The following is a 23,510-nucleotide window of genomic DNA, read 5'->3' as shown; positions in this document are numbered from 1 at the left end:
TGGTCCGTAGTCAGTGGTCCGTGGTGGACACCCCGGGGCCAGGGGTCAGACGGCCCACGAGACCGTGCGCAGCTGCCGGCGCGAGGTGACGCCGAGCTTGACGAACACCTTGCGCAGGTGCCACTCGACGGTGTGGGTGCTGATGAACAGCTGCGCGCCGATCTCCTGGTTGGTCAGGCCCTCACCGGCCAGCTTGGCGATCTGCGCCTCCTGCGCGGTCAGCCGGTCACCGGAGGCCATCGGCTGTTTGCGCACCTTTTCACCGGTGGCCAGGAGTTCGCGGCGGGACCGCTCGGCGAACGCCTGGGCGCCCATCCGGCTGAACAGGTCGTGCGCGGCGTTGAGCTGTCTGCGCGCGTCGATGCGACGGTTGATGCGGCGCAACCATTCCCCGTAGCGCAGCTGGGCCCGCGCCACGTGGACGACGACCTTCGTGCGTGTGAGCCGCTCGACGGCTTCGGTGTGCAGGGCGTCGACGGTGTGCTCGTCCGCGGAGTCGTGCAACAGGGCCCGCGTGCTGGCCAGCACCCCGAGACCCCAGTCGGTCCCCGCGGCAAGGGTGCGCTCCTGCAGTGCGGCCAGCGCCCTGACCGCGGCCGCCCGCTCACCGGTGTGCACGGCCGCCTCGACCAGTTCGAACAGCGCCCAACCGTGGATTCCGAGGTCCTCGCGCGCGGCCGCGTCGCTGACGGCGACGTACGCCTCCTCGTAGCGGCCCAGCCCGTTGTACAGCACGGCGGCGGCGTGGCCGACGACGCCGAGCAGCCGGCCTTCGCCGCGGGCACCGGCTTCGGCGGTGGTGGCCTCGAACATCTCGACGGCATCGGCCGCCACCCCCCGCGACGCGGCGAGCAGCATGGACTGGTGCGTGATCGGCGAGTAGTAGCCGGTCGACCTGATGATCGACTGCGCCTCTTCGATGAGCGTTGCGGCCGTGTTGAATTCGCCGGTCAGCAGATGGAAGCCGGCCCGGTATCCGAGCGTCTGCGGCAGCCCGGCCAGCGCACCGGCCTCGCGCGCGCGACGCACCGCGGCGGTGGACAGTTCGTCGAGCAGCGCCTCGTCCCACAGTTCGAGTGCCGCGGACTCCTGCAGCACGGGAAACGCGGGCACCAGCCAGCGCAGCACGTGCACGTCGTTGGACCGGGCCTGGGCGCGCATGTGGTCCAGCCCCGCCCGCAGCGCCGGGCTGCCCGCCCGCACACCGTCGGTGATGCGGATCGCCCACCCCCGCAGGAGGTAGTCGACTGCTCGCGGGAAGTCCTCGGCGTCACCGATCGCGGTGCGGGCGGCCGCGGCGGCATCGGTGAGCGCACCGGGGTCACCGAGTCGCCCGGCGAAGATGATCGCGGCGATGGCCTCGAGATAGCTTTCACGCGAGGAGAAGTCGTCGACACCCATCAGCTGCTTGGCGGCGTCGAGCAGCGCGGGCGCGGTGTCGGCGAGCCGCTTGGCGCGGGTGTCGCCGCCGCGGGCGCGGACGAACTCCATCTGCGCGCGCAGCCGGGTGACCTGGGCTTGCTGCAGATCGGTCAGTGGTCCGACTTCGGCGATGGACAGCAGTTCATGTGCGGCGGCCGGCGCCGCGGCGTCGCGTTTGGCGCGGGCGGCGGCCAGCGCTCTGGCGCTGCGGTGCGCGGGGTCCGCGGTCAGCGCGGCGGCGCGCTCGAGGAACTTCGCCGCGGCCGCGATGCCGCCGCGGCTCTGGGCACGATCGGCCGAGGCTTCGAGTTCGGCGGCGACGGCGTCGTCGGGTCCGGTGGCCGCGGTGGCGGCGTGCCAGGCCCGGCGGTCGGGGTCGAGCGCCGGGTCGGTGGCGTCGGCCAGCGCCTGATGCACGGCGCGGCGTTCGGAGAGGTCGGCCGCACGGTAGACGGCCGAGCGCACCAGAGGGTGGCGGAACCGGATGCGGCCGGCGAACTCGATCAGCTCTTCGGCCTCGGCGGGGCCGAGCGCGCCGATCGGTATCCCGAGTTGGTTTGCGGCACCGAGGAACACGGCGGCGTCGCCGACGGGTTCGGCGGCCGCGAGCAGCAGCAGCCTGCGGGTGTCGGGCGGCAGCGCCTCGATGCGGCGGATGAAGCCCTCTTCGATCTGGCCCGCCGACCGGCCGGCGCCGACGGCGAAGTAGCCGCCGCCGAGTTCGGACGCCGGGTTGTTGCGCGGCATCTCCAGCAGGGCCAGCGGGTTGCCCCGGGTCTCGGCGACCACGCGGTCGCGCACCCGCGGGTCGATGCGGCCCACCATCACGGAGTCGAGCAGCTCGCGGGCGTCGCTGTCGGACAGGCCGCCGACCGCCAGCGCGGGCAGGCCGGCCAGCGCCTCGGCGCCCTCGTCGCGCGCCGCGCACACGATGGCGACCGGCTCGGCGAGCAGCCGGCGGGCGACGAACGCCAGCGTCTGCACCGACACCTCGTCGAGCCACTGGGCGTCGTCGACGATGCACAGCAGGGGCTGGTCCTCGGCGGCGGCGGCCATCAGGCTCAACACCGCGAGCCCGACGAGGAACCGGTCGGGGGTCGGGCCCGCACCGCGGCCGAAGGCGACGTTGAGTGCCTCGCGCTGAGGTTCGGGCAGCGAGTCGAGCTGCCCGAGCAGCGGCGCGCACAGTTGCTGAAGGCCTGCGAAGGCGAGTTCCATGTCGGATTCCACGCCGCCGACGCGGGCGATGTGGAATCCGGCGGCGCCCTCGGCGAGCTGTTCGAGCAGGGCCGTCTTGCCCACGCCGGCCTCGCCGCGCAGCACCAGGGCCTGGCCGCTGCCGGACCGGGCCGACGCGAGCAGTGCGCGCAGCGCCTCCGATTCGCCGGAGCGTCCGCGCAACCGTTGTCCTCGGCCTCTGCCTGCCATCGCCTCCACCGTGGCGACGACCCTACCGGCAGGATCCGGTCGGCCGTCAGTCGGTGATGAAGGTGACGGTCTCGGCGAGCGGCGCGCGGCCGGTGCGGGGAAGCGCCTTGGTGATGTCCTCGTAGCCGATCGACATACCGCAGAACAGCATCAGGTGCTCGGGCGGTGAGGTGGCGTCGGCGACCGTCTCACGCACCTGCGACCACGCCATCTGCGGGCAGCCCCTCGGCGCGCAGCAGCAGCATCACGCTCTGCAGGTACATGCCGAGGTCCGACCACTGGGCCACCCCGAGGCCGCGGTCGATGTAGCAGAACAGCGCAGCCGGGGCGCCGAAGCAGTCCCAGTTACCGATCGCGGCGCGGATGCGGGCCTCCCAGTCGTCGCGCTCGATGCCCAGCGCGGCGTAGCGCTCCTTGCCGAACGCCGCGCGCCGGTCGGCATAAGGGGACCTCATGTCGGGCGGGTACATGACGTATTCGCGCTCGTCCCACGGGTCTCCTGCGGCGACCCGCTCCACCGCGATCTTCTTGAGCCGGGCCAGCGGGTCACCCGTCAGCACGTAGATGTGCCACGGCTGGATGTTCGATCCCGACGGGGCCCACGCCGCCGCCGACAACACCTTCTCCAGGGTCTCTCTCGGCACCGGGCGGTCGGTGAATCCGCGGACCGCGCGGCGGGTGGTCACTGCCTCGTAGACGTCCATGGGTCAAGCGTGGTCGCAGCGGCGGTCATGGGGACCCCGGAAAGTTCGTGGTCGTCACCCCGGTCGAGTCTCACGTCAACGTGCGCAGCTGTCTGCGCGAGCTGATGCCGAGCTTGACGAACACCTTGCGCAGGTGCCATTCGACGGTGTGGGTGCTGAGGAACAGCTGCGCGCCGATCTCCTGGTTGGTGAGACCGTCGGCGGCGAGGCGGGCGATCTGCGATTCCTGGGACGTGAGCTCATCGCCCGATCGCATCGGTTGCCTGCGGACCTTCTCTCCGGCGGCCACCAGTTCGCGGCGGGCGCGCTCCGCGAACGCCTGCGCCCCCATCCGGCTGAACGTCTCGTGCGCACGGCCGAGGTGCTTTCGCGCCTCGGTTGTGTGGTGGCTGCGGCGCAACCATTCGCCGTACCGCAGCTGGGTGCGCGCGAGCTGGGTCACCACCCGCGTGCGCTCGAGGCGTTTGATGGCCTCGGTGAACAGCGCGTCGGCTTCCTCGTTGTCGGCGAGCAGCGCCTGGGCGCCGGCCAGCGCGCCGAGGCCCCAGTCGGTGCCGCTGTCGGCGGCGCGGCGCTCGAGCCGAGCCACCGCATCCTCGGCGGCATCGCGTTCGCCAAGGTGCGCGGCGGCCTCGGTCATCTCGACCAGACACCAGCCGGAGAAGCCGAGATCGTTGCTCGCGCAGGTTCGGCGGGCGCCGGCGAACGCCTCCTCGTACTGGCCGAGGCCGTTGTGGAGGATGGCCGTGGTGTATCCGGTGAGGCCGAGCAACCGGCCCTCCCCCTTGGCGGAGGCCATGTCGGTGGCGACGTCGATCAGCGCCGCGGTCTCGTCGGGATTCCCACGCCACGCCGACAGATGCAGCCGGTGGTATTTCACCGGTTTGTGATTCGTCGCGGCCGAGATGGCATCGGCTTCTTCCAACAAGGTTGCCGCGTCGTCGAACTCACCGGCCAGCACGTGCACTCCGGCGCGGAACGCGAGTGCGGACGGGAGCGTGGCGAGCGCGCCGGCGTCGCGCGCATTGCGGACCATCGCCGTCGCGAGGCGATGCATGATCTCGTCGTCCCACAATTCGCCCGTCGCGGATTCCTGGACGATCGGGAACGCCAGCGACAACCACCGCAGCGCCTCGCCGTCGTTGCGCTGCGCATGGGTGCACCATGATTCGAGTGCGGTGCGCAGTCGGTCGGCCCCGTCGGTCAGGCCGCCGGTGATCAGGTCGGCCATGCCGCTGAGCAGGAGGTCGGTGGGGCGGTGTGGATCGGCCGCGTTGTCGATCGCATGCCGGGCCGACTCGGCGGCCGCGACCAGTGCGCCCGGCGGCGCGCATTGCGACGCGTACATCGCCGCCGCCAAAGCCTCGAGGTGCGCCTCCCGTGCCGACTCGTCGTCGATCGTCTGCAATCGCCGCGCAGCATCGATCAGGTCAGCGGCCGCCGCCGAGACCTGCGGCGCCCCGGGCTCGCCGCCACGGCCGCGGGTGAACTCCATCTGGGCGCGCAGCCGGGCCATTTCGGCACGCTGCAGTTCGCTCAGCGGGCTGAGTTCGGCGATCGCGAGCAACTCGTATGCCGCTTCGTAAGCCGCCGCGTCACACTTCGCCCTGGCGGCGACGAGCGCCCTGGCACCGCGCAGCCGCGGGTCGGCACTGAGGGCGACGGCGCGCTCGAGGAAGGTCGCCGCGGCGGCGATCCCGCCGCGGCTCTGCGCCCGGCCTGCGGACGCCTCGAGTTCCGCGGCGACTTCGTCGTCGGGACTCAGGGCGGCGTTCGCCGCGTGCCACGCCCGCCGGTCCGGGTCCAGCTGCGGGTCGGTGACTTCGGCCAGCGCGCGGTGTACCGCCCTGCGGTCGGCCAGGTCCGCCGCGCGGTAGGCGGCCGACCGCACCAGCGGATGGTGGAACCGGATGCGCGGACCGAACTCGATGACCCCGGCCGCCTCGGCGGGCGCCAGTGCGTCGACCGGAATGTCCAGGGCGGCCGCGGCGCGTAAGAGCAAACCGGCGTCGCCCACCGGTTCCGCGGCCGCGGCGAGCACCAGCAGTCGGGTGTCGCGAGGAAGCGACGCGATGCGGCGAACGAAGCTCTCCTCCACGTGACCCGCGGACGGGCGCGTGGTCGATGTCTCGAAGCCACCGATGAGTTCGGCCACGGAGACGTTACGCGGCACCTCGAGCACGGCCAGCGGGATGCCCCGGGTCTCGGCGATGATGCGGTCGCGCACCCGCTCGTCGATGCGCCCGAGGACCACACTGTCGAGCAGTTCGCGGGCGTCGCTGTCAGAGAGGCCGCCGACCTCGAGTTCGGGTAGTCCGTGCAGCACCTCGGCGCCGTGGTCTCGTGCAGCGAACACCAGGGCCACCGGCTCGGCGAGCAGCCGTCGTGCGACGAATCCGAGCACCTGTGTCGACACCTGGTCGAGCCACTGCGCGTCGTCGATGACGCACAGCAGCGGTTGCTGTTCGGCGGCCGCCGCCAGCAGGCTCAGCACCGCGAGGCCGACGAGGAAGCGGTCGGGGACCGGCCCGACACCGCGGCCGAACGCCACGGCGAGCGCGTCACGCTGGGGTTCGGGCAGCCCGTCGACGTGCGTCATCAACGGGGAGCAGAGTTGCTGGAGGCCGGCGAACGCGAGTTCCATGTCGGACTCCACGCCCGCGACATGCGTGACGCTGAAGCCGCGGGCCTGAGCGATCAGGTACTCCAGCAGTGCGGTCTTGCCGCCACCGGCCTCGCCACGCAGCACCAACACCTGACCGCTGCCCGACCGCGCGCTCGACAGCAGGCGACGAAGCTGCTCACATTCGTCGCCACGCCCGCGCAGTCCCTGACCCCGACCTGTGTTTGCCATCCGCGCCATCGCTGGTTTCGTTTCGCGGATAACCGTACGCCTATCCCAGGTCGGCGTCAGCCCCCTGCGCGGGGCTGACGTGACTCGCAGATCTCGGGCATCATGGCAAGATGGCATCCGATTCGTTGAGCGACGAGGTCGTTGCGTTCCTGTCAGAGGGCACCCGCACCGGCAAGCTCGGCTATGTCGCGGCCGACGGCAGGCCCCTGATCGCACCCGTCTGGTTCCTCGTCGAAGGCGGGCAGCTGGTGATCAACACCGGGAAGAACACCGCGAAGGGCCGTGCGCTGCAACGAGATCCGCGGGTGGTGCTGGTCGTCGACGACGAGCGGCCGCCGTTCTCCTTCGTCCAGGTCCAGGGGATCGCGGCGCTCACCGACGACGATCCCGACATCCTCGACATCGCGACGCGGATCGCGACGCGCTACATGGGCGAGGAACTCGGTCCGCAGTACGGAGCCCGCAACGGCGTCCCCGGTGAGCTCGTCGTCCGGATCACCCCGACCAAGGTGATCGCGGCGTTCGACGTCGCCGACTGACGGCTACCGGGAGGCGACCGTCTCGCGGACCCAGTCGGCGAAGCGGGTGTCGAACAGGGTCGCGCCGTCGCCGGGCACCAGGGTGTCGTCGTCGATGTCGACACCCCAGTAGCGTGCCGCCGGGTCGGTGACGACCGTGCGCGGGTCACCCTTGGCGGCCAGCGCGGTGCGGACGAGCTCGTCGAGGCCGAAGCGCTCCGGGCCGCCGATCTCGACGATGCGGTTCTGCGGCTCACCCACGGCGGCGATCGCGACGGCCTCGGCGACATCGGCCGACGCCATCGGCTGCCACTTAGCGTTCGGCAGCCGGACCGTGTCACCCTCGGTGGCCGAGTCGGCGATGGTGCCGACGAACTCGAAGAACTGGGTGGCATGCACGATCGTGTAAGGCGTTGCGCCGGAGGCGATGAGCTTCTCCTGGGCGAGCTTGGCCTTGAAGTAGCCGCTCTGCGGGGCCAGCCGGTCGGTGCCCACCACCGAGAGCGCCACGTGGTGCTTGACGCCGGCCGCGGCCTCGGCGGCGAGCACGTTGGTGGTCGCGGCGGTGAAGAAGTCCATCGCCGCGTCGTCGAGGGTCGGTGAGTTGGAGACGTCGACGACGACGTCGGCGCCGGTGAAGACGTCGGCGAGGCCCTCTCCGGTCACGGTGTTCACGCCGCTGCTCGGCGATGCGGAGATGGCGTCGTGGCCGTGTTCGGTCAGGTCCTGCACGACCTTGCGGCCGATGAGGCCGGTTCCTCCGATGACGACGATCTTCATGATGGCGTTCCTTCCGCTGTGGCGTCCTTCTCGACCGCCAGAACGGATGGCCGCCCGCGGATTCATCCCGGGCTGGAGCACTTTGTTGGTGAGCACAGTCTCTGATGGACACTCTGCGCTTCTGGCTACTATTCCGTGATGGGGATGTCCGCGGGGGACGTGTTCGCCGGGTACAAGGTCGTCAGTGCGCTCGGCGCCGGTGGCATGGGTGTGGTCTACCTCGTGGACCACCCGCGGTTGCCCAGCCGAGATGCGATGAAGGTGCTGCCCGCCGGACTCTTGGCGGATTCGACCTTCCGCGAGCGGTTCAACCGCGAGGCGGATCTGGCTGCGAGCCTTTGGCATCCGCACATCGTCGGTATTCACGATCGCGGTGAATTCGACGGTCAGCTGTGGATCACCATGGACTTCGTCGATGGCACCGATGCGGCTCGCCTGCTGACCGAGCGCTATCCGCATGGCTTGCCGGCACCGGCGGTGGACGCGATCGTGTCAGCTATCGCGAGCGCACTGGACTATGCGCACAAACGAGGGATGCTGCATCGGGACGTCAAACCAGCCAACATCATGGTGTCCCAATTGGACGACATCGGTGAGCGTCGCATCCTGCTCGCCGATTTCGGCATTGCCCGGCCGCTGCACGAGATCAGCGGTTTGACGGACACCAACATGACCGTGGGCACAGTGGCCTACGCTGCCCCGGAGCAGCTGATGGGCGAGAACGTCGACGGCCGGGCAGATCAGTACGCGCTGGCAGCCTCGGCGTACGAGCTCCTCACCGGTGCCCGCCTGTTTCCCGGGGCGAACCAGGCCGCCGTCATCAGTCGGCACCTGAGCGCGCCGCCACCGACCCTAGGGACAACACACCCTCACCTCGCCGCTCTCGATGCCGTTCTGGGAAGAGCGTTGGCCAAGCAACCCGCCGACCGGTTCCCGACATGTTCCGACTTCGCCAGGGCGTTCACCGCGGCGCTCCCCTACGACCCGCCGGAATCGGCGGCGGCGCGGCCGATCGATCCCGCCGCCTCGACGCAGGCGACCCCCACCACGGCATGGCCCTACCCCCAGTCATTCTCGACTGCACCGACTGAGCTGGCGCAGGCCGGATGGACAAGTTACCCCCAGGCCAACGGTCAACCGCCGACGCGGCGTCCACAACGAGCACGAGTGGCCGTCCCCCTGCTTCTGGCCATCCTGTTGGCGGGTGCGGCAGCATTCGCCGGCCTGCAGTTCACCCGGGAGAGCCCCAGCGCAGGCGAGCCAGAATGGCAGCCATACGTCGAGGCGGCGAAGTCCTTCACCGTCGACCTCATGAGTCTGACCGCGACGACGGCAGACGACGACGTTCAACGCATCATCGACGGGTCCACCGGCCAGTTCCGGGACGACTTCCTCCAACGGCGGGGCGAGTTCACGCAGACTGCCCGCGAGGCCGGCGTCACCACCAAGGCGACCGTTTCCGAAGCCGCACTCGACTCCTTCGAGCCCCCGGAAGCCACGGTTCTGGTGGCTGCCAACTCGACGGTCACGAACAATGCGGGGCAGGATCAGGAGCCGCGAGGTTGGCGGCTCGACATGACGGTGGTGAAGCAGGCTGAAGAATTCAAGATCTCACGAGTCGAGTTCGTTTCGTGACGCCCTCGACCAGACCCGGACCACTGTGGTGGACACTCGTCAGCGTTCTGCTCGCAGGGACGATTTCTGCGGTCTTGCTCGGTGGCTGGCAGATGACGGTCAAGAACCGCGCCGTGACGTCACCGGCAGACCACGTGGCGGCGCGCCAGGAAGTCGTCGAGGCCGCGACGAACGCCACCGTCAAGATCCTGAGTTACACGCCGGAAACCGTCGAACAGAATGCGTCGACCGCCGAGACGCTGCTCACCGGTGAATTTCTGGACTATTACGTCGATTTCATGAATAGGACCGTCATTCCGGCCGCCCGGCAGAAGCAGGTGACCACCACCGCCACTGTCGTGCGAGGTGGCGTCGTCGCCCTCGGCGACTCGGCCGCGTCTGTGCTCGTCTACGTCAATCAGACGACGACTGCAGGCACCGAGCCGCCGAAGAAGGCGGCGAGTGCTGTACGCGTGGGACTGCAACGCATCGACGGGGTTTGGCGGGTCGGCGCCTTCGATCCCATCTGAACCTGCCTCCCCCGAAGCCCGTCCTCAGGCGGAGCCGAGGTCGACGGCGTCACCGTCGACCGGATGCACCTCGATGCCGTCGCCCGTCAGCACCGCCGAGCACTGGTCGCACGCGAGCTGCGGTGTGAAGTCGTGGCCGTCGTGGGTCATCAGCAGCGCCGGACCCTCGGGTGAGGAGTAGTGGGCCTGCGCCCAGTGGATCGCCGTCGCGACGACGGGGAAGAACGCCCGCCCCTTCGGCGTCAGGTGGTACTCCGACCAGTCGGCGCGCTTCGGATGCGCGGCGGCCTGCAGCACGCCGATGTCGCAGAACGCCCGCAGCCGGTCGGCGATCAGCGCACCGGGCGCCTCGAGTCGGTTCTGGAAGTCGCTGAACCGTCGGGTGCCGAGGAACGCGGCGCCGATCACCGCCGAGGACCACCGGTTGCCGACGATGGCCATCGTGTCGGGGAACAGGCCGGCGGGGTCGCTGCCTGTGCGCCGCCGGGTGGCCGCCCGCGGCACCGAGCGCTGCCAGCCGCCGCTCGGCCCCCACTGCCCGGTGATGTCCTGCGACTCGACGGTCTCACCGCAGTGCGCACAGTGCAGGACAGGTGAGAAATCGTGGCCGCAGTCGCGGTGGTGCATGTCGGGCAGCGCGTCGGTGCGGTGGTCGGACCATGTGCGTTCCCACTGCCAGATGGCGACGAGCATCGGCCACAGCGCGCGGCCCTCCGGCGTGGCGACGTATCCCGCGCGCAGCGGCTGCTGCTGGTAGATCTCGCGCTGCAGCAGCCCGTCGCGGACCATGGCCTGCAGCCGGCCCGTGAGCACGGCGTTGGAGATCGGCAGTACCGCGAAGTCGCTGAATCGAGTTGCACCTAGCAGTGATTCGCGTACCAGCAGCAGGGTCCACTCGTCGCCGAGCAGGGCGAGTGCCCGTCCGATGGCGTTGGTGTCGCCGGCCTGCAGCTCGAAGGGCGAGCTCATCGCATGGTGTGCCACTGCCGCAGCTCGGCGCCGGCCACCCAGGTGGAGTGCGTGCCGCTGCAGACGCGTTCGGGCAGCCGCAGCTTGCAGACCGGGCCGTCGCCGATGCGGGCGGCGTCGTAGACCACGCAGTAGGAGGCGTCGTCGTTCATGTCCATGGTGAGGGTGACCAGGTAGCCGTCGTCCTCGCCGGTGGAGCCGACCCGCGGCGCCATCGCGGTCTCGCTGCCGAACACGCCGTCGCCGAACGTGATCCGCTCCTCGGTGCCGGCCCGCAGGTCGTGTTTGACCAGGCCGTCGAAGAGGAACCAGCCGGGCTTGCCGGTGGCGGCGTAGACGTAGCGGTAGTCGCGGGTCTGGTAGTCGCCGTTGATCATCCCGAATTCGGTGAGGTGGTCACCGAGGCGCTCCTCGGTGGCCGTGCCGGTCGTCAGGTTGAACCGCCACCGGTGCAGCTGGGACTCGAAGGCGTCGAGCGCGAGGTATCGGTAGGCGGCGTCCTCCAGTGACTTCGCACCCTTGGTGGACGGCGACGGGTTGCCCTGGAAGAAGCCGTCGAGGACGATCTCGTCGCCGTCCTCGTAGGCGTTGGTGAAGTGCAGCACGTAGGTGGGGTCGGTCTCGAACCACATGACCTTCGACTGGTCGCCGCGGCGCGGGACGACGGCGAACCGCGACGGCAGGTCGGGGTGCCATGCCGGGGCGTGCACGTCGTGCTTGAGCAGTTCGGGCGACCAGAACAGCGGGAAGTCGTTGAGGATCACGTAGTTCTCGGTGTAGGCCATGTCGTGCGGCATGCGCGGGCCGGGCAGCGGGACGTCGGTGGTGTGCAGCAGGTTGCCGTCCTTGTCGACGGCGCCGTAGCGCAGGTACGGCTCCTCCTTGCTGTAGCTGAAGAACAGCAGTTCGCCGGTGACGGGGTCGACCTTCGGGTGCGCCGAGACGCCCCACTCGGGGACCCAGTCCTCCTTGCCCGCGGTGTCGGCGGTGAACGGGTCGACGCGGTAGAGGTCGCCGCACATGTAGAAGCTCGACAGCGCCATGCCGCGGTGCACCACGATGTCGGTGCTCGAGGCATCCTTCATCCGGGTGCGGGCGCCCCAGCCGTCGTCCCGCTTGGCCGATCCCGGCATCTCGAGGAAGCCGGCCCACAGCGATTCGCCGGCGTCCTGTTCGGCGAGGAAGCCGTCGGTACGGACGAACCTGTTGCGGTAGTTGGCAGTTCCGTTGTGGAACTCGACGAGGTGGATCATGCCGTCGCCGTCGAAGGGGTGGTAGTTCTCGATCGGCGGGTGCAGCGGGTTCTCGGTGTTGCGCAGGTAGACACCGTCGAGATCTTCGGGGATCTCGCCCTGGACGACGTCGAGGTCGTCGGCGCGCCACTCGTTGAGCTGAGGGCGCCACGGCCCGGTGCGGTAGCGGTGGGCGTCATCCGCGGGCAGCGTCGACGCGTGGGTGTTGAGCAGTTCGACCCGCATGAGTTCAAACTATGGTTGACAGAGTCACTCTGTCAACTGAACCATAGGGGCATGGCTGAGGACATCTGGATCGCCGGGGCGTACCAGAGCGATTTCGCCCGCAACCTCACGCGCGAGGGCCGGGACTACGCCGACCTCGCACGGGAGGTGGTCGACGGGACGCTGGCATCGTCGGGCCTGAGTGGTCGCGACGCCGGGACGGTGCACGTCGGCAACGCCTTCGGCGAGATGTTCAGCGCGCAGGGGCATCTCGGGGCGATGCCGGCGACGGTGAACGACGAGTTGTGGGGTGTGCCTGCGTCGCGGCACGAGGCGGCGTGCGCGTCGGGCAGCGCGGCGGTGCTCGGCGCGGTCGCGGAGTTGCGGGCAGGCTTTCACGAGGTGGCGCTCGTCGTGGGGTTGGAGCTGGAGAAGACGGTGCCCGGCCGGGTCGGCGCGGAGTTCCTGGGGGCGGCGGCGTGGACGGGGCACGAGAAGGTCGACGCGGACAACATGTGGGCGTACGTGTTCTCGCGGGTGGCCGACGAGTACGACCGGCGGTGGGGCCTCGACCATGCACACCTTCATGCGATCGCTTCGACGAACTTCGCTGCCGCCAAGCGCAATCCGAATGCACAGACGCGGGCGTGGTCGCTACCGGACCTGACGGTGGACGGTGACGACGACGAGGCGAATCCTCGGGTGGAGGGACGGCTACGGCGATCGGACTGCACGCAGTTGACCGACGGCGGCGCTGGCGTGGTGCTGGTGACCGACACCTATCTGCGGGCGAACCCGGCGGTACGGCCACTGGCGCGGATCAGGGGCTGGGGTCACCGCACGGTCGGGTTGGGACTGGCGCAGAAGCTGGGCCGGGATCCGGAGTCGCCGTATGTGATGCCCCATGTACACGCGACGGTGCAGGATGCGTTCGGCCGGGCGCAGGTGAGTCTCGACAACGTCGACGGCTTCGAGGTGCACGACTGCTTCACGCCGAGTGAGTACATGGCGATCGACCACATCGGGCTGACGGGCCCGGGCGAGTCGTGGAAGGCGATCGAGAACGGCGACATCGCGCTCGGCGGGCGGTTGCCGATCAATCCGGGGGGCGGCCTGATCGGTGGCGGCCATCCGGTCGGCGCGACGGGAGTGCGGATGCTGGTGGACGCCGCCAGGCAGGTGAGCGGGACGGCCGGCGAATATCAGGTCGAGGGCGCCCGAACGTTCGGCACGTTGAACTTCGGCGGCAGCACGGCGACGACGATCAGCTTCGTGGTGGGGGCGCCGGGCTGAGTTCCGCCTCGCGAATCCGGGGCAGCACCTCCCGCGCCACCAACTCCAGGTGTCGCATGGCGCGGTCGTGCCCAATGCGCGGTATCCGGTACCAGAACACCACCTCATGGAAGGGAGCCGAGGCGCGTATCTCGCGGAGGCGGCGTGCAATGTTCTCGGGGGTGTCGACGAGCATCGACTCCCGGCGCCACGGCGTTTCCGAGTCTGCTTTGACACCGACTTTCGACGGGTCGCCCGCCCAGTTCTCGTACTGGCGGTACTGATACTCGATCGCGCTGCGGTAGAACGTCTCCCAGTCACGCTCGGGATCCTCGGACGCCCAAAGCGGCACATTGATCGTGAATCGGAAGTCGCCGAGGGTGCGGCCGTGCTGCTGCATCGCCGGCGCCAACCGGTCCGACCACAGCTCCGCGAATGCGTGATCGGGGTCGAAGAAGTCCACCGGGATGACGCCGTCGGCCAACCGTGCGGCCCGGTCGAAGACCCGCCGCGCGCCGCCGCCCAGGTACACCGGAATCCGCTCCTGCACCGGCCGCGGCAACACGGGCACGTCGGCCCCGCCCGGCCCGTCGGGCAGCGTCCCCTCGGCGAACCCCTGACGCAGGAATCGCAGCCCGCGCTCCATCATGTCGCCACGGCTGCCGAAGTCCACGCCGAACAGGTCGAACTCGCGCGAGTAGCCACCGGCGGCCACCCCGAGCGACAGGCGTCCACCGCTGAGCAGATCGGCGACGATCGACTGCTCGACGACGTGGCGCCACGGATGTAGGGGGAGTAGCAGCGCATTCGTCATCAACCGGATCCGCTCGGTCGCCACGCCGAGTGCGGCGAGCACCGGCAGTTGTGCGGGCAGATAGCCGTCGTCGACGCCGTGCTGTTCAGTGGTGGCGAACGAACTGAAGCCCAGCTGATCAGCGAGCCGAGCTTCGGCGACCGCCTCGCCGTATCGTCGCCGGCCTTCCCGGTCGCCGGGTTCCGGCCGGAAGTCCGTCCACACGCCTAGCTCCATTGCCGTCAGCGGGGTCACCGGGACCGTCCTTTCGCGTCTGCGGGTCGCGCAGCCGACGACTGGCCGTGTCGTCGCTGATATCTGCAACGACAGGAGCCGTCCGGTATTCCTCCCGGGCGCCGGCCGGTCGGCGCGCCCTAGTCGGGCTTGACGGGGTGACGGCTGAGGATCGACACCCGGTTGAACGCGTTCATGGCGGTGGCGACCCAGATGACGGCGGAGAGTTCGTCGTCGTCGAGAACCTCGCGCGCGCGGGCGTATTCGCGCTCGGCGGTGTCGTGGTCCGGCAGTGTGGTGGTGATCTCGGCGAGGCGGAGCGCGGCCCGCTCGCGGTCGTCGAACAGCTCGGTGTCACGCCAGACCGACAGTGTCGCAAGTTGTTTGACGCTCACGCCGGCGCCGCTCGCGCGGCGGACGTGCACCTCGAGGCACGACGGGCAGCCGTTGATCTGCGACACCCGCACGTTGATGAGTTCGATGAGGCCACGCGACATGCCGGCGTCCTTGGCTACGGAGGTCACGCTGGTCGCGACACCGATCAGCGCCTTGTAGGCCTCGGGTGTCTGCTTGTCGATGTGCAGGTGCGCGGTGTCCACCGCGCCGATGCTACGCAGAGTCGCCCGCCGCGCAGGCGAACGTGGCTAAACAGCGATGCGGGCGAAGAACGCGCCGGCGACGATGCCGATGATGATGGCGACGGTGGTCTGGCCCATCATGACGGCGACCACAACGCCGGAGATCGCAGCGACGACGCCGATGATCGCCAGAACGAAGCCGAACACCCAGCGCGGATCCAGCGGGGCACGGTCATGCGCAGCAACTGAGCGCGAGGAGAGTGACCCGTGGTTCAGGGCGTCCATCAGCGGCCTTTCCGTTGTGGTGGCGAACACAATTAAACGTGTTCGTGATCCGGATCACAACTAGATCATCTAACGATGTTGCCGCCGGAATGAACAGTCCGCCAAGCGCTTCAGCCCCGCCGTTGATCTAGATGTGGGAACATCTGCGGTTATGGACCCGAACGACGACCCGGAAGCCCGGATTCGGGACCTCGAGCGTCCGTTGGCCGACCGCGCGCAGAACTCCGAACTGGGCACACAGTCGTACTCGACGCCGTACCCAACCGACCCGTACACGACCCAGCCGTACACCACCCAGCCGTACACCACCCAGCAGCACTACCCACCCCCGCCTCCGCCGCCCGGCTACCCGACGCCGTATTCGATGGCGCCGACGGTGTCGCATTCGAGTTCGAAGGCAGGGTGGGCCGTCTTCGCGGCGGTCGTGGTGATGCTGCTGATCGCCGGCGCCGGCGCGCTCATCTACTTCGCGATGCGACCCGCCGACGGCCCGATGTCCGGCAACCCGACGGTGGCCGGTGGCGGCGGGCTGCTCGACGAGCCGCAGGTGCCGCAGATCCCGTCGATGCCAGTGCTGCCGAGCGGGATCCCCGGCATACCGAGCGGGCTACCGGGGTTGCCGGGAACCAGCGAGACGCTCGAGGCGGGGCCGGGCGAGTCGGTGAACGTGTCCGGCATTCAGACCGTCACGACGGTCAACTGCGACGACGGCATCGTCAACATCAGCGGCGTGGCGAACGTCGTGACGATCACGGGCGAGTGCGCGGTGGTGTCCGCGTCGGGCGTCAACAACGAGATCACGGTCGACTCGTCGGCTCAGATCAGCGCGTCGGGCTTCGACAACACGATCATCTATAAGTCGGGGTCGCCGGAGATCGGCCACGTCACCGACTCGAACGTCATCAGGCAGGGCTGACGCTCACCCCTCCTTGGTGTAGTCCGTGCTGAGCCAGCGCGTCGGCCGCATCCGGATCAGTACCGATGTGTCGGTGAGGTTCTGGTCGGTGAACTGGTTGCCCTCCTCGTCGCCGAGGTAGCGGATGGCGATCTTGCGGACGGCCTCGTCGGTGGCGGGCTCGATGCCGGTGACGTCGCCCTCGGCGGTGACGTAACGGTAGGGCGGCTGCTCGTCCTGCGCGGTGATGGCGAACCGGCCGGCGTCACGAATGAGCTTGAGCTTGATGGAGTCCGCCTCGGTCCAGAGCACGACTTCGCCGCCCGGCTCGTACCAGTACCAGATCGGAACGACCAATGGAGCGCGGTCGGGCCGCTCGACGCCGATCACTCCCACGTGCAGTTCGGACAGGTAGGTCTCGCGTTCGTCGCTCGTCATCTTCGCCATGCCGGTGCCAACGATTGTGGCGCCGGTCTCATTCCTGTGTAACAGCAGCCCCTCGAGACACGATCACAACATCAGTAACTGATCAAGATCATTGAGTCGGCGTGTCGGGGAGGTCGGGTGCGGAACGGGTGGAAGGCCGCCTTGGGGGCGGTCGCACTGGCGGCTGCCGCGGTGATGGGTGACGTGTCGGCGCCCGTCGCGCAGGCCCAGCCGGCAGCGGCGACGAAGGACTTCAGGAAGCCGGCGATCGTCATCCTCGGATACGGGCTGAACCCGGACGGGTCGATGCGCACGATCCTGCGGCGCCGGGTGTTGACGGGTTTGACGGTGGCGCAGTTCTTTCCGCAGTCGCCGGTGATCGTCACGGGCGGCAATCCGCGCAACGGCGTGACCGAAGCCGCGCAGATGCGGCAGATGCTGACGACGCTCGGACTGCCGCCGAACCGGATCATCGTCGAGGACCGGGCGAACAGCACGGTGCAGAACGCCCGGTTCTCCGTGCCCTTGGCCAAGAACGCCGGAGCGACGGGGATCATCTTGGTGACGTCGTCGACGCATCAGGATCGTGCGGACACGAACTTCATCGACGCCGGCGGCAACGTGCTCGCCACGGTGAGCTACCCGGACGGCAGCCCGCAGGCCAATGTCTTCCAGTTCGCACGCGACGCGATCAGTCCGTTCATCGGCGTCAGTTAGCGCCCCGGTGCGTTGACTTTGCACTGAGGGCGCCGAAGTGCGAGTGGCGGGCGCTCTGGAAGCAAAGTCAACGTAGGGCGGGCGGCCGCTAGGCGACGGGTGCGAGTTCGAAGATCGGGATGACGCGGTCGGTGCGCTTCTCGTACTCGGCGAAGCCCGGCGCGCGCTCCTTGACGATCTCGAAGACACGGTCGCGCTCGTCCCGCGCCAGCTCGTGGGCGGTGTAAGGCCTGCGCGGGTTGTCGCCGATCTCGACGGTGACGGCGGGGTTCGCGCGCAGGTTGAACACCCAACCCGGGCTGGCGTCGCGGCCGGCGGCGGAGCCGACGACGTAGAGCTTGTCGTCGATGTCGAAGTAGGCGATCAGGCTTTCCCGCTCGGTGCCGGACTTGGCGCCGGTCGAGGTCATGATGATGAGCGGAAAGCCCTCGAACTGGCCGCCCACCTTGCCACCGTTGTTGCGGAACTCCTCGATGTTCTGTCGGTTGAACTCGCGCTCGGACTGCATGTCGTCGTCGGCCATACCTCGATGGTGGCACGGCGCGCTTGGCGCATACCAGTGCGCATAAACCGTTTGTCGCGTCGTCGCCGCCCGTGGTGGAGTTGGCCGTGCGCCCCGACACCGCCGACCGGCTCGCGATCGCTGCCGCCGTCATCACCGTCCTGCTGTGGGGATCTGCGTTCGTCGTCATCCGGGCGGTCGGCACTGAGTTGTCGCCGGGGCCGCTCGCGTTCGTGCGCCTCGTCGTCGGCGCCGTCCTGCTGGTCGGCATCGCGCTCGCGTACCGCCGGGTGTCGATTCCCCGCGGCCGGGCGCTGGCGCTGATCGCCGGCTACGGGCTGCTGTGGTTCGCCGGGTACATAGTGGTATTGAACTGGGCGGAACAGCATCTCGACGCCGGAACCGCCGCCCTGCTGGTCAACTTCGCCCCCGTCATCGTCGCGGTCCTCGCGGGACTGTTCCTCGGCGAGGGGTTCCCGCGGCAACTGATCGCGGGCATCGTCATCGCGTTCCTCGGTGTCGCGCTGATCGCGGTGTCGAGTTCGGGAGGCGCCGAGAACGACTGGCTGGGCGTGGTTCTCGGCCTACTCGCGGCGGTGCTGTACGCCGCGGGTGTGCTGCTGCAGAAGGTCACGCTGCGCACGGTCGACGCGATGACCGCGACCTGGCTCGGATGTGTCGTGGGCATGGTGGCGACACTTCCCTTCGCCCCCCAGGCGATCGACGAGATGCGGGCGGCCTCCGCGGGCGCCGTCGCGGGTGCGGTGTACCTCGGCATCGGGCCGACCGCGGTGGCATTCACGACGTGGGCCTTCGCCCTGAGCCGCACGAACGCCGGGGCGATGGCCGCGACAACGCTGGCGGTCCCGGCGGTGGCCATCGCCGTCTCGTGGGTGTTCCTTCGGGAGATTCCCACGGCGCTGGCACTCGTCGGCGGCGCGCTGGCGTTGGCCGGTGTCGCACTCACCCGCCGTCGGCCGGCGCCGGCACCCACGCCCGAGGCCACCGGTCGCTGAACAATTCTCGGGACACAAACGTCCTGCGCGCGTCAACATTCGTTGACGGACGCCGTCTACGGCACGCTGCCGTGCCTGCACTGCGCCGGCATCGGCGGACCCTCGCGCAGCGACTCCGCCAAGGACACGGCTCCGTCGGAGTCCCGCAGCGCGACCACCGGCGGCAGCGACAGCCGCACCTCGACGACGACGGCTCCCGCCCCGGCCGCGTTCCGGCAGCCCAGCCCGACCCGCTCGCCTGTCCCCGCGCCGAAGGTGTCGTCGACACGCGCACGGACGGCGGCCAGCGTCAGCCGCCCGCCCGGCGGGTCGCGCAACACCGGGTCGAGGGCCTCGCGCGCCTCGTCGGTCAGCGTCGTCGCATCGCCGAAGTAGGCGTCCGGCGAGACCCCCGCACACGTGCCGTGGGTGTACCACTCGTGGTGCACCAGTGACGCCGTGTCGACCGTCGTCGACCGCAGCCGGTCCCGCGTCTCGTCCGACAACTGCACGGGCGGCAGCTCGGACTCCCTGTCCCGCAACTGCCCTGGCAATCCGCAGTACTGGCGGTCGCGCGGCTGCGGCCACAGGCCGTGCAGCACCAGCGTCCGGCCCACCGTGCCGACCTCGCCGGACTCGCACGCCTCGTTCCGCGGTTCGACGGTGCAGAAGCTGGGCGCCCAGGTGAGCACCAGCCAACTCGCGGCGCTCTCGTCGGACACCAGCGCCGACGGGTTCGGCGTCCGATCGAGCACGGTCACGCTGTAGGTGACCGCAGCGACGACGACCGCGGCCAGCGCCGCGGAAATCGACAATACGGCTGCGTCACTCCGCCGCATGGCGCACCCTTCTAGGCAGGGAAAAGCAGGTCACCCGAGGCACCAGCCTCCCACGGCAACGCCTCGTCGTTGCGCGATCGCCGACGAAAGGTGTGCGGACGTGTCGCCGTCGTGGAGGAACAACGGGTGAACGACATCGACCGGTGGTTCGACCGCACCGGCCGCCGCAGGCAACGCACGGTCTCGCTGTACGCCTGCCTGCTGACCGGCAGGATGTTCGAGTACTTCCGCTACCGCCTGCGCTACGCGCTGGTGGTGGACGGCATCGCGTTCGTCGTCCACGTCGCCGAGTTCCTGATCATCCTCACCGCCCTCGGTGGGCTGGCGGCGTTCACGGTGATGATCCTGCGCGTCGGCAGCCTCATCGTCAGCGGCGCCTGGTGGGGGCTGCTGGAGGTGATGCGCGAACGTCTGCGCGCGTTCTCCCTGACCCGCGACCGCGACGCCGTCGAACGCGAGATCGGCAGCTGGCTGGTGCTGTCGGTGATCGCGGCGACCACCGTGGCCGTCGCCGGCGCGGTGGTGGTGCTGTCGCTGCTGCCCTCCGACGGCGACCCGATGGGAATGCTCTACGCGTTCCTGGTCGTCATCGAGCTCGCGCTGCGAATGCCGGTGCGGGTGCTGCACTCCGGCATGTTCGCCACCCGGCGGATCTGGCGGCCGCTGTGGTCGCTGTTCGCCCCGACGGTCGTGCAAGTCGTGGTGATCGGCGCCGGGGCGATGTTCTATCCGACCGCCGCGGTGGTGGTCGCGATCATCGCCTCCAACGCTCTTTCCATCTGGATCACCGTCCACTACACGTTGCGCCTGTACCGGCTCAACGGCGTCACGCCGAGTCACCGGGCAGCGCGGCCGTTGCGTGCCCGCCTGCCCTCGATCCCGTTCCGGCAGGGTGTGGACACCACGCTGGCGGGGCTCGGCCTGCGGCTGGACGCCATCGCCGTCCTCGCGATCGCCGGGATCTACGGCACCAGCACGCGCTCGTTCGATCTGACCGCCGGGTTCGAGGCGTGGCGCGACATCGACGCCTTCCAGTTCTTCTACCTGGTGCTCCCGCTGTTGCGCGGCGCCTACGAGGCCACGGCCGTGTTCTACTTCGATTTCGTTCGGCTGCGGCGCATTCCGGCGCTGCGGGAGTACCGGTTGTTCTTCTTCCACCGGCTCCTGCTCATCACGCCGGTGGTCACGCTGTACTTCTGGGGGCTGGCCGTGCTGCTGGGGCTGTTCGTGCTGCCCGGCATCCCGTTCGGGTTCCTACTGGCGCTGCTGCCGCTCTTCATCGTGCGCAGCTTCATCGGCACCTATCAGATCCGGCTATTCGCCGAGGGCCGGTTCCACGCACTCAACCTGACCATCGTGTTCTCCGGCCTGCTGTTCGCGCTCGTGTGGATCGACGTGAATCCCGCTTCGGACCTCCTCGAGTTGACCGCGGCGATGATCGTCCTGCTGATCGTGCACATCAACGTCCAACACCTCGAGGACCGCACCCCGCCGCCGGCCACTCAGTTGCCGCTCGGCGACTGGATCCGCGCACTGGCTGGCGAGTCGGAACCCGTGCGCGCCGGAACCATCACCGTTCCGGAGTGGATCCCGCAGCGGCAGCGATCAGCCGCCGTCGATACGATGCGAAACACATTGACGGGCAGTGGATGTCTCGCGTTCTACTCGGCGACGTCTCTGGTCTTCTACCAGCGCGAGTCGGCGATCGACCCGGACCGGCAACCCCACCTCGAGGTGCAGACCGTCACAGGCGGCGCCGCGAACAGGGGCCGGTACTGGCAGGACCCGGCGGCTGACGGCAGTGACGCGCTCGACCGCATCGTCACCGCCCAGTGGATCAAACCCATTGCGGGAGTGCCGCGAGCACCGCAGAGCCCAGACCACCTCGGGCCGGAGTTCCTCGACATCTTCCCCGACGGGACGGTCGCCGATCTGGACACCCGCGCGGGCGCCCGGGTCATGCGGACGCTCGACGAGGACCTGGTCCCGGCGATCCTGCCGTCGGCCATGAAGAGCCTCGACGACGACGCGTTGGTGGTGTCGGTGGCGGGCCGCTGGCTGTCGCCGATCTTCCACGAGAACAAGGTGCGGATGATCTTCCTGCTGCCGCCGGACCCCGAGCCGGCGCCGTTCCAGCGCTGGCTGCGGACACTGCGGGCGTGGCGACTCGGCCAGTGGGACGGCGCCGGCCATGGCGCTTGAACCCGTCGACATCGACCGCTGCCTGGTCGACCCCGCGACGTACGAGTCCACGATCCTGCGCATCTACGCCAAGCGCAACGAACAGGGCCTCGGCTTCAACGAGGTGTGCTCTAACGTCAGCTATTTCGACGCGGCGACAGACCGCAAGAAGCTGTCCCGGGCCATCGCCACCAGCATCGCCGACGGAACCTACCGGCCCCAGCCCGTCGACCTGTGGTTCCTCGAAACCGGCGGCAAGCGCCGCACCGCCCACCTGGCGGGCTTTGTCGACCACGTCGTCGGTTCGGCGCTGTTCAAGGTGTTGTCGAACAACGCCCGTTGCTACGGGCTGCCGGGTGTCTGGTCCTACCTGCCGGGCCTGACGAACGTCGGGGCGATGCGGGCGTTCGCCGCGTTCATCCGTGCTCACCGCGAGCGGGTCGGACCGAGGGGTGGGCCGCTGTACGTGCTGCAGTCCGACTTCGAGAAGTACGGCGACAACCTGCCGGTCGGTCCGGACGCCGCGCTGTGGCACACGTTGCGGGAGGTGGCGTCGCTGGGCAGCGCCGGCGGTGAGATCGGCGCTGCCGCCTGGGATCTGATCACCACGCTGGTGCGTCCGGTGGTGCGCGACGAGGACGGCTCAGAATTCACCCGCCTGAACGGAGTCGCGATGGGCACTCCCCTGGTTCCCCTCCTGGGGAACCTCGCCGTCGTGCCGATGGACCGGGCGCTCAGCGACCTCGACGGCGTGTTCTACGCCCGCTACAACGACGACTTCATGATCGCCCATCCCGACCTGGCGGTGATCCAGGAGGCGGACGCCCGCATCGACACGCTGGTCGCGGACTTGGGAGTGAAGCGGAAGCTGAGCAAGGAGATCCGCACAGCGCTGAGCGCGAACGGCCGTCCGTGCCCGGTCGACCCGGCGTATAGCGGCCGGGACCGGATCGACTGCCTCGGCATGTCGGTGACGTCAGCCGGCACGGTCACGCTGGGCCCGCATCGGTTGCGCCGCTTCGTCGCTCGCATCGCGGCGCGGATCGATGCTGCGGCGCCGACGCTGGCGCAGATGACGGCGCGTGAGCGGGCCCGCCACCTCGTCGCGGCCACCAACGTCATGCTGGACACGACGAGCCCGTTCGCGGTGGCCGGGTTGTCCGCGCTGCTCGACGCGGTCACCGACCGGGGCTCGCTCAAGGACGTCGACTACCGGATCGCCCGCAAGATCGCGCAGGCCGCGACGGGCATCCCGGGCGTCCGCGGCTTCCGGCAGCTTCCGCCGGAGTTGCTGTACCGCGAGCTGGGTCTGGTGTCGCTGGTGGCTCTGCGCAATGCGCGGTGACCTTGCGGGACGTCGCGGCGTGCGGCTAGCTTGAGGATGGCGCGGATCCCGCACGTGTGCGGTCATCCCGAGAGACCACAGAGGTTGCGGCTTTCGGTCTCTCTTTTTCGGCGTTTTTCCCCGCGCCCCCTACTTGTCGTGCGCCCAGATGGGAGTGGAGTGCGCCTCGAGC

The 23,510-nt window shown here is 69.4% G+C and carries 20 protein-coding genes and 1 pseudogene; 9 read left to right on the top strand and 12 right to left on the bottom strand.

Annotated elements, in window-relative coordinates:
* Nucleotides 1–45: 45 nt before the first annotated feature.
* From O6P37_RS25845 to O6P37_RS25835, 3 genes and pseudogenes are all read right to left on the bottom strand, one after another.
* Nucleotides 46–2,850 (bottom strand): helix-turn-helix transcriptional regulator, encoded by a 2,805-nt coding sequence (locus tag O6P37_RS25845; RefSeq protein ID WP_269896769.1) that lies wholly within the window; start codon nt 2,848–2,850, stop codon nt 46–48.
* A 46-nt stretch (nt 2,851–2,896) separates the two neighbouring features.
* Nucleotides 2,897–3,554: pseudogene (locus O6P37_RS25840) on the bottom strand (nitroreductase).
* Between the two features lie 70 nt (nt 3,555–3,624).
* Nucleotides 3,625–6,408 (bottom strand): helix-turn-helix transcriptional regulator, encoded by a 2,784-nt coding sequence (locus O6P37_RS25835; protein ID WP_269896768.1) that lies wholly within the window; start codon nt 6,406–6,408, stop codon nt 3,625–3,627.
* Nucleotides 6,409–6,518: 110 nt separating this feature from the next.
* Between O6P37_RS25835 and O6P37_RS25830 the strand changes: the two genes are divergently transcribed.
* The gene (locus O6P37_RS25830; protein ID WP_269896767.1) at nt 6,519–6,947 is read left to right on the top strand and encodes a PPOX class F420-dependent oxidoreductase; all 429 of its coding nucleotides are present in this window, start codon (nt 6,519–6,521) and stop codon (nt 6,945–6,947) included.
* A gap of 3 nt (nt 6,948–6,950) precedes the next feature.
* Here the strand turns inward: O6P37_RS25830 and O6P37_RS25825 are convergent, their stop codons facing one another.
* Nucleotides 6,951–7,706 (bottom strand): SDR family oxidoreductase, encoded by a 756-nt coding sequence (locus O6P37_RS25825; RefSeq protein ID WP_269896766.1) that lies wholly within the window; start codon nt 7,704–7,706, stop codon nt 6,951–6,953.
* Between the two features lie 138 nt (nt 7,707–7,844).
* Here O6P37_RS25825 and O6P37_RS25820 point away from each other — a divergent pair, with 138 nt between their 5' ends.
* Nucleotides 7,845–9,341: a serine/threonine-protein kinase gene (locus O6P37_RS25820; protein ID WP_269896765.1), complete on the top strand. Its 1,497-nt coding sequence runs from the start codon at nt 7,845–7,847 to the stop codon at nt 9,339–9,341.
* Between the two features lie 92 nt (nt 9,342–9,433).
* Nucleotides 9,434–9,850, top strand: a complete 417-nt coding sequence (locus O6P37_RS25815) for a hypothetical protein (RefSeq protein ID WP_269896764.1) — start codon at nt 9,434–9,436, stop codon at nt 9,848–9,850.
* Between the two features lie 24 nt (nt 9,851–9,874).
* Here O6P37_RS25815 and O6P37_RS25810 read toward each other — a convergent pair whose 3' ends face one another.
* The gene (locus O6P37_RS25810) at nt 9,875–10,819 is read right to left on the bottom strand and encodes a winged helix-turn-helix transcriptional regulator (protein WP_269896763.1); all 945 of its coding nucleotides are present in this window, start codon (nt 10,817–10,819) and stop codon (nt 9,875–9,877) included.
* Entirely contained in the window at nt 10,816–12,297 is a 1,482-nt protein-coding gene (locus O6P37_RS25805) for a carotenoid oxygenase family protein (protein ID WP_269896762.1), read from the bottom strand. Before O6P37_RS25805 ends, O6P37_RS25810 begins: the two co-directional genes overlap by 4 nt.
* A gap of 51 nt (nt 12,298–12,348) precedes the next feature.
* On the opposite strand from O6P37_RS25805, the gene O6P37_RS25800 reads away from it, so the two are divergent.
* Nucleotides 12,349–13,569, top strand: a complete 1,221-nt coding sequence (locus O6P37_RS25800) for an acetyl-CoA acetyltransferase (RefSeq protein WP_269896761.1) — start codon at nt 12,349–12,351, stop codon at nt 13,567–13,569.
* On the opposite strand, the gene O6P37_RS25795 is transcribed toward O6P37_RS25800, so the two are convergent.
* From O6P37_RS25795 to O6P37_RS25785, 3 genes are all read right to left on the bottom strand, one after another.
* A complete protein-coding gene (locus O6P37_RS25795; RefSeq protein ID WP_269896760.1) occupies nt 13,541–14,596 on the bottom strand; it encodes an LLM class flavin-dependent oxidoreductase in 1,056 nt (351 codons plus the stop codon). The two genes, O6P37_RS25800 and O6P37_RS25795, sit on opposite strands and share 29 nt — an antisense overlap.
* Before the next feature lie 119 nt (nt 14,597–14,715).
* Complete coding sequence (locus O6P37_RS25790) at nt 14,716–15,174, bottom strand: carboxymuconolactone decarboxylase family protein (protein WP_269896759.1); 459 nt, start codon at nt 15,172–15,174, stop codon at nt 14,716–14,718.
* A 45-nt stretch (nt 15,175–15,219) separates the two neighbouring features.
* The gene (locus tag O6P37_RS25785) at nt 15,220–15,438 is read right to left on the bottom strand and encodes a hypothetical protein (protein ID WP_269896758.1); all 219 of its coding nucleotides are present in this window, start codon (nt 15,436–15,438) and stop codon (nt 15,220–15,222) included.
* A gap of 151 nt (nt 15,439–15,589) precedes the next feature.
* Here O6P37_RS25785 and O6P37_RS25780 point away from each other — a divergent pair, with 151 nt between their 5' ends.
* On the top strand, nt 15,590–16,354 hold the full coding sequence (locus tag O6P37_RS25780; protein ID WP_269896757.1) for a DUF3060 domain-containing protein: 765 nt from the start codon (nt 15,590–15,592) through the stop codon (nt 16,352–16,354).
* Between the two features lie 3 nt (nt 16,355–16,357).
* Here O6P37_RS25780 and O6P37_RS25775 read toward each other — a convergent pair whose 3' ends face one another.
* Nucleotides 16,358–16,780, bottom strand: coding sequence for a pyridoxamine 5'-phosphate oxidase family protein (locus O6P37_RS25775; RefSeq protein ID WP_269896756.1), 423 nt, complete (start codon nt 16,778–16,780; stop codon nt 16,358–16,360).
* A 174-nt stretch (nt 16,781–16,954) separates the two neighbouring features.
* On the opposite strand from O6P37_RS25775, the gene O6P37_RS25770 reads away from it, so the two are divergent.
* Nucleotides 16,955–17,476, top strand: a complete 522-nt coding sequence (locus tag O6P37_RS25770; protein WP_269896815.1) for a YdcF family protein — start codon at nt 16,955–16,957, stop codon at nt 17,474–17,476.
* 88 nt (nt 17,477–17,564) lie between these two features.
* Here O6P37_RS25770 and O6P37_RS25765 read toward each other — a convergent pair whose 3' ends face one another.
* Nucleotides 17,565–17,999, bottom strand: a complete 435-nt coding sequence (locus O6P37_RS25765) for a nitroreductase family deazaflavin-dependent oxidoreductase (RefSeq protein WP_269896755.1) — start codon at nt 17,997–17,999, stop codon at nt 17,565–17,567.
* A gap of 80 nt (nt 18,000–18,079) precedes the next feature.
* On the opposite strand from O6P37_RS25765, the gene O6P37_RS25760 reads away from it, so the two are divergent.
* Nucleotides 18,080–18,994 (top strand): DMT family transporter, encoded by a 915-nt coding sequence (locus tag O6P37_RS25760; RefSeq protein WP_408633253.1) that lies wholly within the window; start codon nt 18,080–18,082, stop codon nt 18,992–18,994.
* A 56-nt stretch (nt 18,995–19,050) separates the two neighbouring features.
* Here the strand turns inward: O6P37_RS25760 and O6P37_RS25755 are convergent, their stop codons facing one another.
* Nucleotides 19,051–19,812: a ribonuclease T2 family protein gene (locus O6P37_RS25755; RefSeq protein ID WP_269896753.1), complete on the bottom strand. Its 762-nt coding sequence runs from the start codon at nt 19,810–19,812 to the stop codon at nt 19,051–19,053.
* 126 nt (nt 19,813–19,938) lie between these two features.
* On the opposite strand from O6P37_RS25755, the gene O6P37_RS25750 reads away from it, so the two are divergent.
* Nucleotides 19,939–22,014 carry a hypothetical protein gene (locus O6P37_RS25750; RefSeq protein WP_269896752.1) on the top strand — a complete coding sequence of 692 codons (2,076 nt, stop codon included), beginning with the start codon at nt 19,939–19,941 and terminating at the stop codon, nt 22,012–22,014.
* Nucleotides 22,004–23,338 (top strand): RNA-dependent RNA polymerase family protein, encoded by a 1,335-nt coding sequence (locus tag O6P37_RS25745; RefSeq protein WP_269896751.1) that lies wholly within the window; start codon nt 22,004–22,006, stop codon nt 23,336–23,338. Before O6P37_RS25750 ends, O6P37_RS25745 begins: the two co-directional genes overlap by 11 nt.
* Nucleotides 23,339–23,510 lie beyond the last annotated feature (172 nt).

The sequence above is a fragment of the Mycobacterium hippophais genome (assembly GCF_027529605.1).
Lineage (GTDB): Bacteria > Actinomycetota > Actinomycetes > Mycobacteriales > Mycobacteriaceae > Mycobacterium > Mycobacterium arseniciresistens.
This window is presented reverse-complemented; position numbering and strand designations above follow the sequence as displayed.